Raw genomic sequence first — 14,259 nt, 5'->3', positions numbered from 1 at the left:
ACGCCTCGGGCACACGTCTGAGGGGGCACGCCGAACGCCTCGGCGCCTCGACGCCCAGACAACTCACCTTTCGCGCGCGGCGGTTGGCTCCGCGTCGGCGCGAACTCCGGGCGCGCCCTCCGCAACAGCGGCGCGCCCGGGGTGCGTTCAGCGCGAGTAGCGGATCAGCGCTCGCACCATGTGGCACGTGGTGTCCGACGGCGGGTGGACTCCGATCAGCTCCGCCGTGCTCCGGATCGTCTCGTTGCGGGCCTGGTCGGGTACGTAGACGCCCGAGTCGAGCAGGGCGATCGCCAGTCGCAAAGCCTTGAGGCGGCGGTTGTGCGTGACGTACCACTCGCGCGGCCGGCCCGGCGGCAGCGTGCGCTTCTCCACGGGCGCGTACGGCAGGTCGAGCAGCACGGGGTGCTTCGCGGTGGACTGGGTGGGCTTCGGCTTCAGTGCGGCAGCGGGCACAGGCATCCTCCTGTCGCGGTCAGGGCGCCCCCTTCCGGAGTTCGGACACCCCGGCGACACCCTCGAACACTGCTTCTATTCTACCGCCCGCCACTGACAAAAGCCCCTGGCCACAAGGGCTTTCGAGGCTGCTGTGACAGGGGTGGGAAACGGGTTTCCGGCCCCCGCGTCCCACACCATCCGAACGACGGTGTGACGCAGGTTACTTCGGTGACTCCTGTAACCACTGAGTAACTTCGTTCGGTATCTCGTACATCCCGGCGTACGCTCCCCGACCTCTTCAGGAGGCGCGCATGTCCCGCAGGAGAACCGTCAGTACGAAGAAGAAGCTCGCGCTGCTGGTGAGCGCGGCGGCCGTGGCCGGAGGTGGAGCCTTCGCCATGGCGAACACCTCGAACGCCGCGCAGACACCCCGGACACTGTCCGCGGAGTCGACCGTCTGCCAGGGGCTCACCACCGCGCTCGGCAACAACCAGGCGTTCATCGACGCGCAGCGCGCCCTCGCAGACCGCCGCGGCGGGAAACGCCGGCGGTGGCGCTGCGGCCTCCGGCCGGCAGGTGTGCAACGGCTCCACCGTCACCCTCTCCGGCGAGGGCGGGGCGCCTGCCGCCTCCAGCAACCAGTTCCCGGCGGGGACGAAGCTGAAGGTCACCAACCTGGACAACAACAAGTCCACGACCGTGCAGGTCACCTCGGTCTCCGGCAGCTGCGCGCTGCTGAACAACGCGGCCTTCGAACAGGTCCGTGAGCCCGGCAAGTTCCTCATCCGCCGGGCGCTGATCGAGAAGGTGGGGTGAGGCACCGCCGGGCCGGCCGCTGAGGCGCGGTCCCGGGCCGCGCCTCGCGCCCACGTGTCACGGAACCGGTTGCTCCCGGCCAGGAGCAGCCGGTTCCGGCATGTCCAAGCCCCCCGCCGCACCGACCCCGTCCGGGCGGCACGGGCCGTGGGCGGCCACTGGCCGACGGCGGCCCACCCGTCGTACGACGCTCAACCCCATCGCATACGAGCCGCCGGCGCTCCGCCCGTCCGCCGCCCCCCGCGCCCGCGCGGACGAGGTCCCGCCGCGCGCTCCGGCCGACATCCGGAGCGGACCTCGCCCCTCACGCCGTGAACCGCGCCACCCCACGACCCGGTAACACGGGGTTCACGTTCGAGCAATGACCGGGAAATCGCCTGTTGACAGGCTGCCCGGCATCGAAGGCGGCGCCCCGGTGCCGCAGCGCCGCTGCACCCGCAAGTGAGCCCAGACCCACCCCCGAAGGAAGTGGCCAGTGACCTTCAAGGCTGAGTACATCTGGATCGACGGCACCGAGCCGACGGCCAAGCTGCGCTCCAAGACCAAGATCCTGGCCGACGACGCCAAGGGCGCCGAGCTGCCGATCTGGGGCTTCGACGGGTCGTCCACGAACCAGGCCGAGGGCCACGCCTCGGACCGCGTACTCAAGCCGGTGGCCACCTTCCCGGACCCGATCCGCGGCGGCGACGACGTCCTCGTCATGTGCGAGGTCCTCAACATCGACATGACGCCGCACGAGTCCAACACGCGTGCCGCGCTCACCGAGGTCGCGGAGAGGTTCGCCTCGCAGGAGCCGATCTTCGGCATCGAGCAGGAGTACACCTTCTTCGACGGCTCCCGCCCGCTCGGCTTCCCCGAGGGCGGCTTCCCCGCCCCGCAGGGCGGCTACTACTGCGGTGTCGGCGCCGACGAGATCTTCGGCCGCGAGATCGTCGAGGCGCACCTCGACAACTGCCTGAAGGCGGGCCTCGGCATCTCCGGCATCAACGCCGAGGTCATGCCCGGCCAGTGGGAGTTCCAGGTCGGCCCGCTGTCCCCGCTGGAGGTCTCCGACCAGCTGTGGGTGGCCCGCTGGCTGCTCTACCGCACCGCCGAGGACTTCGGCATCTCCGCCACCCTCGACCCGAAGCCGGTCAAGGGCGACTGGAACGGCGCCGGCGCGCACACCAACTTCTCCACCAAGGCGATGCGCGAGGGCTACGACGCGATCATCACCGCCTGCGAGTCGCTCGGCGAGGGCTCCAAGCCGCTGGACCACGTCAAGCACTACGGCGCCGGCATCGACGACCGTCTGACGGGCCTGCACGAGACCGCCCCGTGGAACGAGTACTCCTACGGCGTCTCCAACCGCGGCGCCTCGGTCCGTATCCCGTGGCAGGTCGAGAAGGACGGCAAGGGCTACATCGAGGACCGCCGTCCGAACGCCAACGTCGACCCGTACCTGGTGACCCGTCTGATCGTGGACACCTGCTGCACCGCGCTCGACAAGGCCGGCCAGGTCTGATCCGCTCCGCTTCCCGGCAGGGGGCGTCCGCCGACACGGCGGGCGCCCCCTGCCGCGTGCGCGCCGCCGGGGAGTTCCGGCACGGATGCGTCCAAGCAGTGAGAGGAGGGTCCTGCCGGCCGCCTCCTTCTGCTTCAATGGGCTCATGGCCAGCTTCCAGAAGTACACCGCGACGGGTCGCCATGACCTCGAGCCCTTCTGGCCCTCCCGTCAGCACCACGACTTCGACCGGGTGTGTTGCCGCGCGACGAACGCGCGGGCCCTCTAAAGCCGTACACCCCCGGCCTTCGGCCAGCGCGAAACGACGTACGTCCTCGACGGGCCCGACCACGAATCGGGTCGTCGGCCTCCCTGACGAACTCCTCGCGCGAAAGAGCTGACCTCTCATGGCGACCACTCGTTCCTTCCCCACCGCCACACTTCCCGCCCCGTCCGCCACCGCGCCGGCCGGGACGCCCCGGCACCGGCTGCGCGCCGTCGACCGGGACGAGGTGATCGACGTCGCGGACTTCCTGCCCCCGGGTGCCACCTGGCTGCCGGCGCCCCAGCACACCCTGCCCGTCCTGCCGGGCCGGCCGCCGATGGTCGGCTACCTGGTGCTGGTCCCGGCCGACCAGCAACCGCCGTTCCTGCCGGTCGCGGTGCCCGACCGGCCCGAGGCCGCCGAGCCGGCCGGCCAGGCGGGCGACCTGCTCGTCCGGATCGACACCGTGCAGCGCACCGCCGAGGTGGACGGACGCGCGCTCGACCTCACCTACCTGGAGTTCGAGCTGCTCTCCCACCTCGTCGCGCACCCGAACCGGGTGCACACCCGCGACCAGCTGGTCACCACGGTGTGGGGCTACGGGCATGTGGGCGACGGCCGTACCGTCGACGTCCACATCGCCCGGCTGCGCCGCAAGCTGGGTGCCGAGCACCGCTCCGCGATCCAGACGGTGCGCCGGGTCGGCTACAAGTACACCCCGCCGACCGCTCGTTGACAGCTGCGGACGGCCCGCTCGGCCGTGACGGCGCGGACGTGTCGCGGGCGGTCGGCACGAGGTTGCCGCCGCCCCGTCACCGAGACCGTGGCCGACACCCGGAGCCAGCCGGCAACGCCGCATTCGAGATCGCCGCGGCCGTCGAGAGCGGGCCCGAACTCGCCCGCGCGCTGGCGGAGTTCGGCACCGGACGTCGCCGTGGTCGACGTACGCCTGCCCCCGGCGCACACCGACGAGGGACTGCGCTGCGCGCTGGAGGCGCGGCGGGCCAGACCCGGGCTCCCGGCGCTCGTGCTGTCGCAGCACGTGGAGCAGTTGTACGCGCGTGAGCTGCTCGCCGACGGCGACGGCGGGGGCTACCTGCTCAAGGACCGGGTGTTCGACGCGGAGCAGTTCGTGGACGCCGTACGGCGGGTGGCGGCGGGCGGCACCGCCATGGACCCGCAGGTGATCCGGCAGCTGCTGTCGCGCCGGGCGGCCGGCGACCGGATGCCGGGACGGCTCACCCCGCGCGAGACGGAGGTGCTGGAGCTGGTGGCGCAGGGCCGCTCCAACGCGGCGATCGCCGCACAGCTGGTGGTCACCGAACGGGCCGTCGCCAAACACACCTCCAACATCTTCGCCAAACCGGGACTCGAGGTGTCGGACGATGACAATCGGCGCGTACTGGCGGTGCTGGCGTATCTGGACCACGGGCCGGCCCAAACCCCCTGACAGCATCGAATTCCGTGACGTGTGCGGGAGTTGGGGCCGAATTGTCTCGCGACTCTCTCATCAATTTCTGAGTCGGCTGAACACCTGTGGGACCACCCTCGTATGAATGGGAGCCGCTTCATCCTGTCGGGCGCCTCGATGCTGCCCCGCAAGGAAGTCAGAGGAGTTCCATGGGACGCAACACACGCAAACGCCGCACGCCGCTGGCCACCAAGGCCATAGCCGCATCGGCGGCCCTAGCGCTCGGTGGGGGCGGGCTGATCTGGGCAAACTTCTACGCTTCTGCGCACGAGTCCAACAGCTCGGGCCAGAACTGGACGAAGGCCGCCGCCGCGCAGGTCGCGACGATCTCCTGCCCGGACGTGGGCCAGAAACTGACGAGCGTGCCGACCGCGGCACGCGCCGGCGTCGACAGGGAGTTGGCGAACCTCGACAAGCAGATCACCGAGGCCTACGCCCGCCTCGCCTCGACGCGCCAGGCACAGACGAACGACGCGAGCTTCGTGCAGAACGCGATCGTCGGCCCGCTCAAGGAGAAGCGGAACGCGACTATCGACCGCATCCGCATCAACATCACGCGGGTCGGCGGCAGTTTCGACAACTCGGTGAGCCAGCTCGCCGCCTGCACGACGCAGAACGCCAACAACACCACGGCTGGTGGCCAGAACAACGGCGGCCAGCAGAACAACAACGGTGGGCAGCAGCAGGGCGGCAACACCGCCACCGCCGCTCCCAGCCAGAGCGCCGGCGCCGGCCAGAACAACGGCGGCCAGAACAACGGCGGTCAGCAGGCGGGCAACGGCGGCCAGGCCGGCAACGGCCCGGTGGCGGCCGACTTCGTGGACATCACGAAGGTGCAGGCGAACGTGAAGGCCAAGCCGCAGAAGAACGGCAACGCCTCCACCGGTACCTTCACCACCAAGTGCGGTGTCAACGCCAACGGCAGCCACAACACCGACAACGTGATCGTGGCGCCCGGCGTGAAGAACGGCGCGCACCACCTGCACGACTACGTCGGCAACCAGACCAACGACGCCTTCGCGAACAACAACACGTTCGCGGCCGGCGAGACCACCTGCCAGAACCAGCAGGACAAGTCGCTGTACTACTGGCCGGTGCTGCGTGTGCAGAACGGCACGCAGGACTTCGACCAGAACAACGACGGTGGCGGCAAGGAGGGCAACGTCGGCAAGATCCTGCTCGCCAAGCAGGCTCAGATCAAGTTCGTCGGCAGCCCGACCAGCAAGGTCGTCGCGATGCCGCAGTTCCTGCGCATCATCACCGGTGACGCCAAGACCACGACCAACGGTCTGGCCAACGCCAACGCGCACTGGAGCTGCACGGGCTTCGAGAACAAGGTGCAGCTCACCGAGCAGTACCCGATCTGCCCGAAGGGCAGCAGCGTGGTGCGGACGTTCGCCTTCCAGTCCTGCTGGGACGGCAAGAACATCGACAGCGCCAACCACCGCACGCACGTCGCCTTCGCCGACGCCAACGGCAACTGCGCCAACGGCTTCAAGGCGATCCCCCAGCTGACGATGCGCCTGGTGTACGACGTTCCCACCCCGGTCCTGGCCAACGGTCAGATCAAGAACCCCTACGCGGTCGACGGTTTCCCGGAGCAGCTCCACAAGCCGTCCACCGACCACGACGACTTCATCAACGTGATGAACGCCAACCTGAACAACAAGGTCGCCAACTGCGTCAACACCGGCCAGCGGTGCCAGTGATGTCACCCCGGTGACGTCCTGAGACGAGAAGGGCCGGTGGCGGGAACTCCCGCCACCGGCCCTTCTCGTGTGCCGGTGGATGCGACCGGTGCGGTCAGCCGCCGTGGCCGGCGGAGTGCGAGGCGCCGTGGTCGGTGCCCTGCTCGATGTCACCGCCGAGCGTGCCGCGGAGCGCGGACACCGTGGTGTTCTCGCCCACGGCGACCCACTTGCGGCCCACCAGGTAGTGGCCACCGTAGTCCTTCGCCTCGTTGATCCACTCGCGCTGGCCGCGGTCGGTGGCGAAGGTGGCGAGGATGAACCTGCCGTCGGAGTTCTTGCAGATGGCCTGCCGGATCTCGTCGGCGTCCGTCTGCATGTCCGGCGTGCACTTCACCTCGGCGGCCAGGTGTTCCAGGCTGCCGGTGGCCGTCTCGGGCACGGTCGCCTCGCTCTTCGCACCGGATCCGCAGCCCGCCAGCGCCAGCACCGCCGCCGCGCCGGTCAGCGCGAGCATCGGTCGGGTCAACCTCATGTGTTCCTCCGGTCCCTTCGGCGGCACGGTCCGGACGCATGCCGCACGGAGCCCGGGCGAGGGCTCTGTCTTCGATACGGCTCCGGTTCGCGGAGCACTCAAAATACGCTGTCACCCCCGGCACACCCGTGCGAAGGTGACCCGGTGAACGCTGACTGGGAAGATCGTGTGACCGCCGCCTGGGCGACCTTCGACGACTACGCCGAACAGGACGCCGCCGGCTTCCGGGCGGTGATCGACGCGCTGGTCGCCGAGCTGCCCGCCGACAGCCCGCTCGGCCCCTTCGAGCGGGCCTGCGCGTGGGACTCCACGGGGCACTCGGACCGGGCGGTGCCGCTGTACGAGGAGGCGCTGGCGCGCGGGCTCGGCGACGTCAGCGGTTACAAGGGCCGCCGGGCGAGGATCCAGCTGTCGAGCTCGCTGCGGAACACCGGCCGGGCGGAGGAGGGCGTCGCACTGCTCTCGCCCGAACTGGTCGCCCCCTCCGACGAGTTGGACGATGCCGTACGGGCATGTCTCGCGCTGTGCCTGTCCAGTCTGGGCCGGGACCGCGAGGGCCTGTCCCTGGCGCTCGGCGCGCTGGCCCCCCATCTGCCGCGTTACCAGCGCTCGATGGCGAACTACGCCCGCCTGCTCGTGGAGGAGGAGGCGTAACTCTCCGCAGCCAGGTGACCATCCGCGGATTCGCTCGTTCTGCTGAACGTGCAGCCACAGGATGTCGCCCCGCGCCCCGGACCCGCCGCCTCCTCCTCCGCCGACCCCGTCGTCGGCGTCGAGCAGGCCGAGGCAGCGCTCGTCGAGCACTACCCACGGCTGGTCCGGCTCGCCTATCTGGTGCTGCCGCCGGGCCTGGGCCGCAAGCGGCGGGTCCTGACCGCGCACGCCCTCACCCAGCGCGCCCTGCCCCGCGGCCGGGCCTCGGCCTCCGTGATCCCGGCGCAGTCGACGGGCCGGGACGGCGACCCGGGCTACGCCTACCTCCGCCTCCAGGTCGTCCGTGCGGCGCTGGAGGCCGGCCGGCCGCTCGGGTTCGGTGCCTGGCCCAAGCGGTCCCAGCTGCCGCCGCTGCTGCCCCAGGTGTGGGGTCTGCGGCTGTTCCCGCGCTCCGGCGGCGCCGACGAACTCGCCCTGGAACAGCGGCTGTCCACCTTGTCAGGGCCGGCCCGCGCCGCGTACGTGCTGCGCGGCCTGGAGAAGCTCCCCGACGGCGTCCTGCGCAAGGTGCTGAAGGCCGCGGGGGTGGAGGACACGGAGGCGGCGCTGCGGGAGGCGGACGGCCACACCGAGCGGTACCCGCTGCTGGAGTCCCCCGAGTTCGACCCCTGCTCGCTCCAGGCCCGGCCCACCGACCTGATGCGGCGCCGACAGCACACGAAGGCGGCGCTCGCCGCCGCGGCGGCCGTCGTGGTGTCCGGGGCACTGCTCGCCCTGCCCGGCGGCGGCTGGGGCCCCGACGGCGCCGCCGCCCCCGCCTCCGCGCAGAACCCGGCGGCCCGCGCCGCCCTCGACCCTGGCCTGCTGACCAGGGTCGCGGCCACGGCGTGGGAGTCCTCCGCGCGCACCGACTTCTCGGTCTGGCCCGCGCGCGGCGACCTGACCGGCGACAGCGCGCTGCTGCGCCGGGCCCTCGCCGTCTGGGCCCGCCCCGGGGAGAACGTCCGGGTCTCGGCGACCCCGGGCACCCCGTCCGGCGGCCCGGCCGGCCCGCCCCAGCTGCTGTACGCGGGGCTCGTGGACAACGCGCGCGTGGTGATCTTCTACGACGGTCTGCGCATCGCCCGCTACGCCGAGCCGAAGGACGGCAAGCGGGGCGCGGCCCTCGACTTCGCGCGGGTCGACGGCGCGACCGGGGCCGGCGCGGAGGCGGTGGTGCTGGGCCGGTCGGACGGCAACGTCCGCTATCTGACGGCCCCCTGGGTCAGGAAGGCGGCCGAGCGGGACCTGCTGAAGCCGGGGGCCGGCGAGATGGCACTCACTCTCGCCGGGGGCGTCACCTCGCCGGTGGCCTCCGCCCCGCAGACCGGCTCCTGCACGTCCTGGAACGTCCTCCAGGTGACGGACCAGTCCGGTACGCGGCTGCTCAGCGACCTCGGCGAGCTGGTCCCCGCCCATCTCACCGCGGGCCGGCCGGGGTACACCGGCGAGGCCTCCGGCGCGCAGGCCCTGCGCACCTGGTCGCCGTTCGCCTGCTCGCTGGCGTCGATGCGCTCGGCGGGCGTGCGCGGCGTCAACGCCTGGGCGTACGCCTCGCAGCCGCTGCCGGACGCGAGCGGATCGGCGGACTGGGTGTGCACGCGGGCGGAGACCTGGCGGGGCGGCGGAACGCGCGTGCTGGCCCAGTTCCACACGCCGGGCGGGGCGTACGGGGCGGTGACGGCGAAGGCGGAGAACGTGCCGTCCTGCGGTCCGCGCGACCCGCATGTGCTGGCCGGGGTGCTGTGGAAGTCGCAGCAGGGCTCCTGGTACCTGCTCGCGGCGGCCAGCCGGGACACCGCTTCCATCAGTGCGACGGGCGGGGTCGAGGGCACCGCGCGGGGCGGCCTGCTGGCCGTGCGGGCCGAACAGGGCGCACAGGCGGGGCTGAAGGGGACCCTGGAGGACGGGCGGTCGATCAGCGGACTGGGATGAGGGCGCGCGCCGGCCTGTGGACCGTTGCTCGGGCACCAGTTGCCGCAGGAGGGTTTCCCCCCGACTTACCCGTCAGTACATTGACGTCATGTCTAACAAGCTGCCCCGGCGGATCGAGTCCGAGCGCGTCCCGCTGAAGGCCCGGAAGGTGTCCTTCTCCTGGGAGGACACCCCCCTGCACTGGGTGCCGGGAGACCCTTTCGCCGGACACACCATCAATGTGCTGCACCTGCTGCTGCCCGCCGGTGAGCGGTGGTTCGTGCACGTCTACCGGCAGGTGCTGCCCCACATCCGGGACGAGCGGCTGCGCGCGGACGTCATCGGGTTCATCGGGCAGGAGGCGATCCACTCCCAGGCCCACGACGAGGTCCTGCCGCACCTGCGGAAGCTCGGACTGGACCCGACGCCGTACACCGCGCAGGTCGACTGGCTCTTCGAGAAGCTGCTCGGCGACCGGCGGCTGCCCCCGGGCCGGGCCCGCAGGTGGTGGCTGATGGAACGGGTCGCGATCATCGCGGCGATCGAGCACTACACCGCCTTCCTCGGCGACTGGATCCTGAACGCCGGGGAGCTCGACCGGCGGGGTGCCGACCCGACGATGCTGGACCTGCTGCGCTGGCACGGCGCGGAGGAGGTTGAACACCGCTCCGTCGCCTTCGAGTTGTTCCTGCACGTCGACGGGGGGTACCGGCGGCGCGCGCGGACCTGGGCGATCGCGTTCGCGGCGCTGGTGTTCCTCTGGCAGCGCGGGGCCCGCTTCTTCATGGCGAACGACCCGACGCTCACCGATGGGAGGGCCCCCTTCAGGGACTTCCACACGCGCGGCAGGCGCGGCACCCTGCCGGCGACCGAGGCCCTGCTCCGGTCCGTCCCGCGCTATCTGAGCCGCGCGTACCACCCCTCCCAGCAGGGCTCCACCGCGCAGGCCGTCGCCTACCTGGCGTCCTCCCCCGCGGCGCGCGCCGCCGACACGGCCGCCGCCGACACGGCCGCCGCCGCCGCCGCCGCAGCCGATACGCCCGCTGCCGACGCGGCCGCAGCCGACATGGACAGGGAGAGCGCGTGATGGCACGGGTGTGGACCGTCACGGCCCTCGCGGGCGCCACCCTGCTGGCCCGGCGGGCGGTGCGGCGCCGCATCCGGACCTCGCCGCTGTGGCCGCTGCCCGCCCTGCCCACGCCGGTCTCCGGGCGGCCCCGGTCGCGGACGGCGAAGGTGCGGGTCACCTCGCGCGAGACGGTGGCCGACGGGGTCGTCCGGCTGCGGCTGGAGGGCCGTGACCTGCCGCGCTGGGAACCGGGGGCGCACCTCGACCTGGTGCTGCCGTCGGGGTTGGTACGGCAGTACTCGCTGTGCGGCGACCCCCGGGACACCACGTCGTACACCGTCGCCGTCCGGCTGGCCGGGGACGGGCGGGGCGGCTCGCGCGAGGTGCACGAGCGGGTGCGGGAGGGCACGGAGCTGGAGGTGCGGGGGCCGCGGAACCGGTTCCCGCTGGTGCCGGCCGACTCCTTCCTCTTCGTCGTCGGCGGCATCGGCATCACTCCGGTCCTGCCGATGCTGCGGGCCCTGCCGGACGGCGCGCGATGGCGGCTGCTGTACGGCGGGCGGACGCGTGGCTCGATGCCGTTCCTGGCGGAACTCGAAGAGCTCGGCGGGGACCGGGTCACCGTCGTCGCCGGGGACGAGGCCGGGCGGCCCGACCTCGGCGCGCTCTTCGCGGACCTGCCCGCCGACACCGCCGTGTACTGCTGCGGGCCACCGGGACTCATGGCGGCCGTCGAGGAGCGGCTGCCGGCCGGGCCGGCCCTGCACCTGGAGCGGTTCGCGCCGCCCGGGCCGTCGTCCGGCGACGGCGCCTTCGAGGTCGAACTACGGCGCAGCGGGCGGACGTTGACGGTGCCCGCCGGGTCCACGGTGCTGGCCGCCGTCCGCGCGGAACTGCCGGACACCGTCTACTCCTGCGAGCAGGGCTTCTGCGGGACGTGCCGGCAGCGGGTGCTGGCGGGGGAAGTGGAGCACCGGGACGAGTGGCTGACCGACGGGGAACGCGCGGACTCGATGCTCATCTGTGTGTCGCGGGCCCGGGGCGATCGCCTGGTGCTGGACCTGTGAACACCCCTGACCGGTCCTGTCCGTGGAAGGCCGGATCCGATCGGTAAGGTGTTCGTATGACTACCGGGGTGCGCCGCAGGATGGGCGTCGACGAACGGCGGCAGCAGTTGATCGGGGTCGCCCTCGAACTGTTCAGCCGCCGCTCGCCCGACGAGGTCTCCATCGACGAGATCGCGTCGGCGGCAGGTATCTCGCGTCCGCTGGTCTACCACTACTTCCCCGGCAAACTCAGCCTGTACGAAGCCGCGTTGAAGCGTGCCTCGGAGGATCTGGCCGGCCGGTTCACCGAGCCGCACCAGGGCCCGCTGGGGGGCAGGCTGCTGCGGGTGATGCGCCGCTACTTCGACTTCGTCGACGACCACGGGCCCGGTTTCTCGGCGCTGATGCGCGGCGGACCGGCCGTCGGCTCCTCGACGACGAACGCGCTCATCGACTCGGTGCGGCAGGCGGCGTATGTCCAGATCCTTTCGCACCTGGGGGTGGACGATCCGCCCGCGCGGCTGGAACTGGTCGTCCGCTCCTGGATCTCGCTCGCCGAGTCGACGGCGCTGCTGTGGCTGGACGGCCGCCGTATCCCGCGCGGCGAGCTGGAGGTGCAGCTCGTGCACGACTTCGCGGCGCTCGCCGCGGTGAGCGCCGCCTACGACGAGGAGATGACCGCACTGCTGCGCCGGATCCTCAAGGACGAGCCCTCGGAGGGGCCGTTCGGCGACCTGGCCGTCCGGCTGATCGCCCTCGCGACCTGAGCGGTCCGGTCAGCTCTCGAACTTGCGGTACGACGGATCGAGGTCGCGCACCTCGGCGGAGGCGTGCAGCGCGAGCCCCCCGGCCGGCTTGACGTACTGGCGCAGCAACTCCAGGACGGTCTCGGTGAGCCGCTGTTTCGTCTCGTCGGTTCGGCCGGCCAGCAGCCCGAGGGTGACGTGGACGACCGCGTGACCGTCCTCGTCCAGGCCCACCGTCGTGTCCTCGGTGGCCCGGAACTGCGTCTTGCACGCCTCGTACTTCGCGGCCGCGATCTCCACCACGGCCTCGTGCAGTCCGCGCGCGAACCCGCGCCGGTCGAAGCCCTCGGCGAGCTGCTCGGAGTAGTCGACGGCGATCTGCGGCATGCGGGCTCCTGGTCCGGTGAGGCGGGAGTCCCAGCCTAGTGCCGCGCCGGTGCCGAGGAAGGCAACGTTCGCCCCGTCGCGGCGCTAGTCCGTCAGTCTCAGCGCGAGCATGGCGATGTCGTCCTCGCGGTCGTGGCCGAAGGAGGCCAGGAGCGTGTCGCACAGGGCGTCCAGTCCGGTCAGCGCGCCGGAGGCGGCCGCGCGGAGCTGCTCCATGGAGGCCGCGAGGTCGGTGCCCCGGGTCTCGATCAGGCCGTCGGTGACCATGAGGAGCCGGTCGGTGGGTTCGAGGAACAGCTCGGTCGGGGCGGGGTGGGGCAGGCCCACGCCGAGCAGGGGTCCGGCGGCCTTGACGTAGTCGGCGCCACCGGTCTCCCGGACGATGAGCGGTGGGATGTGGCCGGCGTTGCCGACGCGGGTGCGTCCGGTGGCCGGGTCGACCAGGACCAGACAGACGGTGGCCGTGACGTACGGGTGGTAGCGCTGGAGCATCCGGTCGAGGCGCTCGGCGAGCACCGCCGGGTCGCTCTCCTCGACGCAGTGGGCGCGCAGCGCGTGCCGCATCTCGACCATGACGGTCGCCGCGTCCAGCGAGTGCCCGACGACGTCCCCGACGGCGGTGAGCACCCCCTCGTCGGTGCGCAGCGCCGCGTAGAAGTCGCCGCCGATCTCGGTCTGCCGGGAGGCCGGGACGTAGCGCACCGCGACGTCCACGCCCGGCAGTTCGGGCAGCCGGTGCGGCCGGGGCAGGAAGCTGTGCTGGAGGGTGAGGGCGACGTGCCGCTCGACCTGGTACATGAGCAGGGGCTGGGCGGCGAACGCGGTGGCCTGGGCGAGCTGGGCCAGCATGGCCTCGGCCTCGGGGCCCGCCCGGCGCAGCCCGCGGGTGGGCACGGTCAGGCACACCGGGGCCTGGCCGTCCTGGGTGAGGGCGAAGGCCAGCCGGGCGTCGTGCCGCACGCCGGGCCGGAAGAACCCGGTGGGCCACAGCGGCGCGGGCACCGTGGTGATCCGCACCCCGGAGTGGCCGCGGCTGAGGCGCCTCAGCAGACCGGCCACGGTCCGGTGGGCGCCCTCGTCCGGCAGGGCGACGAAGCCGCGGTCCCGGGAGAGGCCGCGGTACAGCTCGCCGTCCTGGTCGAGGACGAAGACGGCGGCGGGTGTGCCGGTGATCCGCGCGGTGCCGTCGGCGGCGGCGTCGACGAGTTCCGGCAGGGAGCGCGCCGCCTGGATGGTGACGATGGTCTCCGAGAGCAGCGTCAGGCGCCGTACCAGCGCCTGGTCGTCGGCCCGCATCCGGGCGGAGCGCACCGCGGCCCGGACGGCCGCCTCGATCTCCTCGGGCTCGGCGGGCACGGTGAGGTACGCCTCGGCGCCCTCGTCGAGGGCCTGGCAGCGGTCGACGGGGGCGGCGGCCGTGGCCGAGAAGTGCACGACGGGCAGGCCGGACATGCGTGGCCGCTGCCTGAGCAGGCCGCACAGTTCGAAGCCGCTCATGTCCGGCAGGCGCACGTCGACCAGGGCCACGTCGGGCAGGGTTCCCTTGCGCAGCCGTACCTCGAGTTCGGCGAGCGCCTCGGCACCGCTGCCGACGGGGACGACCCGGTGACCGGCCCGGCTCAGGACGGTGGTCGTGGCGAGCCGACTCGCCTCGACGCCGTCCACGACCAGCACGATCGCGCCCGTCAGCTTGCCGTTGACGTCCACT

At 72.2% G+C, this 14,259-nt stretch carries 14 protein-coding genes and 2 pseudogenes; 11 read left to right on the top strand and 5 right to left on the bottom strand.

Annotated features, from left to right (window positions below):
• Positions 1-147: 147 nt before the first annotated feature.
• Positions 148-456, bottom strand: a complete 309-nt coding sequence (locus tag AC07AZ_RS09920; protein WP_478845685.1) for a hypothetical protein — start codon at positions 454-456, stop codon at positions 148-150.
• A 280-nt stretch (positions 457-736) separates the two neighbouring features.
• Entirely contained in the window at positions 737-940 is a 204-nt protein-coding gene (locus AC07AZ_RS09915; protein WP_478845859.1) for a hypothetical protein, read from the bottom strand.
• On the opposite strand from AC07AZ_RS09915, the pseudogene AC07AZ_RS09910 reads away from it, so the two are divergent.
• From AC07AZ_RS09910 to AC07AZ_RS09885, 6 genes and pseudogenes are all read left to right on the top strand, one after another.
• Positions 876-1,254, top strand: a pseudogene (locus tag AC07AZ_RS09910) (RlpA-like double-psi beta-barrel domain-containing protein). The gene AC07AZ_RS09915 and the pseudogene AC07AZ_RS09910 sit on opposite strands and share 65 nt — an antisense overlap.
• A 475-nt stretch (positions 1,255-1,729) precedes the next feature.
• On the top strand, positions 1,730-2,758 hold the full coding sequence (gene glnII, locus AC07AZ_RS09905; protein ID WP_478845683.1) for a glutamine synthetase: 1,029 nt from the start codon (positions 1,730-1,732) through the stop codon (positions 2,756-2,758).
• A 145-nt stretch (positions 2,759-2,903) separates the two neighbouring features.
• On the top strand, positions 2,904-3,026 hold the full coding sequence (locus tag AC07AZ_RS09900) for a hypothetical protein (RefSeq protein ID WP_399731594.1): 123 nt from the start codon (positions 2,904-2,906) through the stop codon (positions 3,024-3,026).
• A 118-nt stretch (positions 3,027-3,144) separates the two neighbouring features.
• Positions 3,145-3,738 (top strand): winged helix-turn-helix domain-containing protein, encoded by a 594-nt coding sequence (locus tag AC07AZ_RS09895; RefSeq protein ID WP_478845680.1) that lies wholly within the window; start codon positions 3,145-3,147, stop codon positions 3,736-3,738.
• 122 nt (positions 3,739-3,860) lie between these two features.
• Positions 3,861-4,452: pseudogene (locus AC07AZ_RS09890) on the top strand (LuxR C-terminal-related transcriptional regulator); the annotation flags it as partial.
• 170 nt (positions 4,453-4,622) lie between these two features.
• A complete protein-coding gene (locus tag AC07AZ_RS09885) occupies positions 4,623-6,182 on the top strand; it encodes a DUF1996 domain-containing protein (protein WP_478845678.1) in 1,560 nt (519 codons plus the stop codon).
• Positions 6,183-6,276: 94 nt separating this feature from the next.
• On the opposite strand, the gene AC07AZ_RS09880 is transcribed toward AC07AZ_RS09885, so the two are convergent.
• Positions 6,277-6,696, bottom strand: coding sequence for a hypothetical protein (locus tag AC07AZ_RS09880; protein ID WP_478845677.1), 420 nt, complete (start codon positions 6,694-6,696; stop codon positions 6,277-6,279).
• Positions 6,697-6,840: 144 nt separating this feature from the next.
• Here AC07AZ_RS09880 and AC07AZ_RS09875 point away from each other — a divergent pair, with 144 nt between their 5' ends.
• From AC07AZ_RS09875 to AC07AZ_RS09855, 5 genes are all read left to right on the top strand, one after another.
• A complete protein-coding gene (locus AC07AZ_RS09875) occupies positions 6,841-7,350 on the top strand; it encodes a tetratricopeptide repeat protein (protein WP_478845675.1) in 510 nt (169 codons plus the stop codon).
• Between the two features lie 48 nt (positions 7,351-7,398).
• Positions 7,399-9,324, top strand: coding sequence for a hypothetical protein (locus tag AC07AZ_RS09870; RefSeq protein ID WP_478845673.1), 1,926 nt, complete (start codon positions 7,399-7,401; stop codon positions 9,322-9,324).
• 88 nt (positions 9,325-9,412) lie between these two features.
• Positions 9,413-10,390, top strand: coding sequence for a metal-dependent hydrolase (locus AC07AZ_RS09865; protein ID WP_478845671.1), 978 nt, complete (start codon positions 9,413-9,415; stop codon positions 10,388-10,390).
• Positions 10,390-11,439 carry a PDR/VanB family oxidoreductase gene (locus tag AC07AZ_RS09860; RefSeq protein WP_478845669.1) on the top strand — a complete coding sequence of 350 codons (1,050 nt, stop codon included), beginning with the start codon at positions 10,390-10,392 and terminating at the stop codon, positions 11,437-11,439. The genes AC07AZ_RS09865 and AC07AZ_RS09860 overlap by 1 nt, the downstream gene beginning before the upstream one ends.
• A 56-nt stretch (positions 11,440-11,495) precedes the next feature.
• Positions 11,496-12,185 (top strand): TetR/AcrR family transcriptional regulator, encoded by a 690-nt coding sequence (locus AC07AZ_RS09855; protein ID WP_478845667.1) that lies wholly within the window; start codon positions 11,496-11,498, stop codon positions 12,183-12,185.
• 9 nt (positions 12,186-12,194) lie between these two features.
• Here AC07AZ_RS09855 and AC07AZ_RS09850 read toward each other — a convergent pair whose 3' ends face one another.
• Both AC07AZ_RS09850 and AC07AZ_RS09845 read right to left on the bottom strand, forming a co-directional pair.
• Positions 12,195-12,551, bottom strand: coding sequence for a 5-carboxymethyl-2-hydroxymuconate Delta-isomerase (locus AC07AZ_RS09850; protein WP_478845665.1), 357 nt, complete (start codon positions 12,549-12,551; stop codon positions 12,195-12,197).
• 84 nt (positions 12,552-12,635) lie between these two features.
• Positions 12,636-14,258 carry a SpoIIE family protein phosphatase gene (locus AC07AZ_RS09845; protein ID WP_478845663.1) on the bottom strand — a complete coding sequence of 541 codons (1,623 nt, stop codon included), beginning with the start codon at positions 14,256-14,258 and terminating at the stop codon, positions 12,636-12,638.
• Between the last annotated feature and the right edge of the window lies 1 nt (position 14,259).

Source organism: Streptomyces sp. NPDC043878 (assembly GCF_056435735.1).
The sequence above is the reverse complement of the archived record's forward strand: the minus strand, read 5'-3'. Positions and strand labels throughout refer to the sequence as shown.